The organism is Streptomyces flavofungini, from assembly GCF_041028215.1.
Taxonomy (GTDB): domain Bacteria; phylum Actinomycetota; class Actinomycetes; order Streptomycetales; family Streptomycetaceae; genus Streptomyces; species Streptomyces flavofungini_B.
In genome coordinates this window covers 1-2334 of sequence record NZ_JASKYR010000970.1, presented here as the reverse complement: position 1 = coordinate 2334, position 2334 = coordinate 1, and the positions used below count along the sequence as shown (strand labels likewise).

Below are 2334 nucleotides of genomic sequence, written 5' to 3'. Positions count from 1 at the left end.
GTCCGGGCCTCCGCATGCCGTCGCAGGAGACCCCGCCCATGTCCCAGAAGTTCCGGACGGCCCTGGCCTGTGCCGCCACGGCCGCCCTGACCGGTTCCCTGCTCGCCGCCGGGTCCGCGCCGGCCGGTGCCGCGCCCGCGGCGGGTGCGGACCGGATACGCGCCGACTTCAACGGCGACGGTTACGGCGACCTCGCCATCGCCGCCCCGACCGCCAAGGTCTCCGGCAAGTCCGGCGCCGGTTACGTCGCCGTCGTGTACGGCACCGCGAGCGGCCTCGACACCGCCAAGCGCACCCTGATCAGCCAGGCGACCTCCGGCATCCCGGGCACCCCCGAGAGCGGCGACTACTTCGGCGACCGGCTGACCTCCGGTGACCTCGACGACGACGGGTACACCGACCTGGTCGTCGGCGTGCACTCCGAGCGCATCGGCAGCACCGACGACTCCGGTGCGCTCACCGTCGTCTGGGGCGGCGCGAGCGGTCTCAAGAAGGCGACCGACATCACCTCGCCGCTGCCGGAGCACCGCAACGAACTGGGCTGGTCCGTGGCCACCGGCGACTTCGACGGCGACGGCAGGACCGACCTCGCCGCCGCCAACCTCGCCTCGCCCGAGCTGAACATCTTCAAGGGCCCGCTCTCGCGCACCGGCAAGGCCGTGAAGCGCACGGGCATCGACACGTACGAGGCGACCGGCGTCAACACCGACAGGATCGTCACGGGCGACGTGAACGGCGACGCCGCCACCGACCTGCTGATCATGGGCCAGGAGGAGCACGGCGACGGCTACCGCACCCGCAGCGTGCTCTACAAGGGCGGTACGACGCCCAAGCCCGCGGGCAAGGTCGCGGGCGGTTACGCGGCCACGATCGCCGACGTGAACAAGGACGGCTACGGCGACATCGTCACCGGCAACTTCATGGAGAAGTCGGCGGACGAGCCGGACGGCGGCACGGGCGGCGCGGTCACCGTCACCTACGGCGCGGCGGGCGGCCTGAGCACCCGCACCCCGGCCCGCGTCACCCAGGCCACCTCGGGCGTCCCCGGCGCCGCGGAGAAGGGCGACGCCTTCGGCTGGAGCCTGTCCGCGGGCGACACCAACGGCGACGGATACGCCGACATCGCGGTCGGCGCGGCGTCGGAGACCGTGGGCTCCGCGCCCAGGGCGGGCACCGTCGTCGTGCTGCGCGGCGCGGCGGGCGGTCTGACCGGCACGGGCGCCAAGGCCTTCTCGCAGAGCACCTCGGGCGTGCCCGGCGCGTCCGAGAGCCAGGACTTCTTCGGGGGCGCCGTCCAGCTCACCGACGTCGACGGCAACGGGCGCTCGGAGCTCGTGGCCGGTGCGTACGGCGAGAACGAGGGCGCGGGAGCCGTCTGGCTCTTCAAGTCCACCGCGTCGGGGATCACGGCGACCGGCTCGAAGTCGTTCGGCGCCGGTGCGGTCGGCGGGCCCTCGGGCCTGGCCTACTTCGGTGACGTGCTGGAGGGCTAGTGGCCTTGCCGGAGGGCTAGGGCCTTTGTGGAGGGGGCCAGGGCGACGCCGCGATCCATGGCTTTCGTCCCTGGTCCTCACGTATCCTCCCGGACGAGTACGCGAGGGACGGATGGCTGGTGTCGCTGGTCGAACGCCTGGCAGGACGGGTCCGCGACGCCCTGCTGCACGAGTGGCGCCATGTCGTCGCGGGCCCCTGCCGCCGACTCCGGAAGCGCGGGCCCCTGGGCGTCCTGCTCGGGCTCGTGGCCGTCGTCGCGGTGGTCGGGCTGCACGAGTTCCAGCGGACGGCCGCCGGGGAGGGCGTCGTCCGCGTGCTGAGCGAGGTGCGGGCCGACCAGCCCCTCTGGCTGAGCCTCCTGCGGTCGCCCGTCGCCCTCTTCGTGCCCGCGGCCGACCTGCCCGCGTGGGGCGGACTGCCCCGGCTCTTCCTGGCGTTCGCGCTGGCCGAGCTGGCCTTCGGACGCCTCCGCACCCTGGTGGTGGCCTACGCCGTCACCCTCACCGGCACCCTGTACGCGCGCGTGCTGACCGCCATCGGCCCCGAGCGCACCGGGCTGCCCGCCGACGCCGCGCACGCCGTGGACACCGGGGCGTCGGCCGCCATCGTGGGACTCTTCGCGTACGCCGCGGTGGCGCTGCGCGCGCCCGTACTCTTCGCCGCCGCCGTCGTGCCGACCGTGTACGGCTCGATCGTCGACCCCGGTCTCGCGGGGCATGAGCACCTGATCGCCGTGGCCGCCGCCCTGCTTCTGGGCGCCGTCAGCTCGCACCGGTCGCGCCGGTCTCAGCGGTCGCACCGGTCTGCCCCGGCCGGAACGCCGCGGCCCGTCCCCCGGCC

General features: G+C 74.3%; 2 protein-coding genes. Both read left to right on the top strand.

All coding sequences use genetic code 11. The annotated features are described in order from the left end of the window. Positions 1-1493 (top strand): FG-GAP-like repeat-containing protein (locus tag AB8Z36_RS37240; RefSeq protein WP_369217809.1); only part of this gene is annotated, 1493 nt, incomplete at its 5' end. A 119-nt stretch (positions 1494-1612) separates the two neighbouring features. After that, a partial coding sequence (locus AB8Z36_RS37235; RefSeq protein ID WP_369217808.1) for a hypothetical protein occupies positions 1613-2334 on the top strand: 722 nt, incomplete at its 3' end.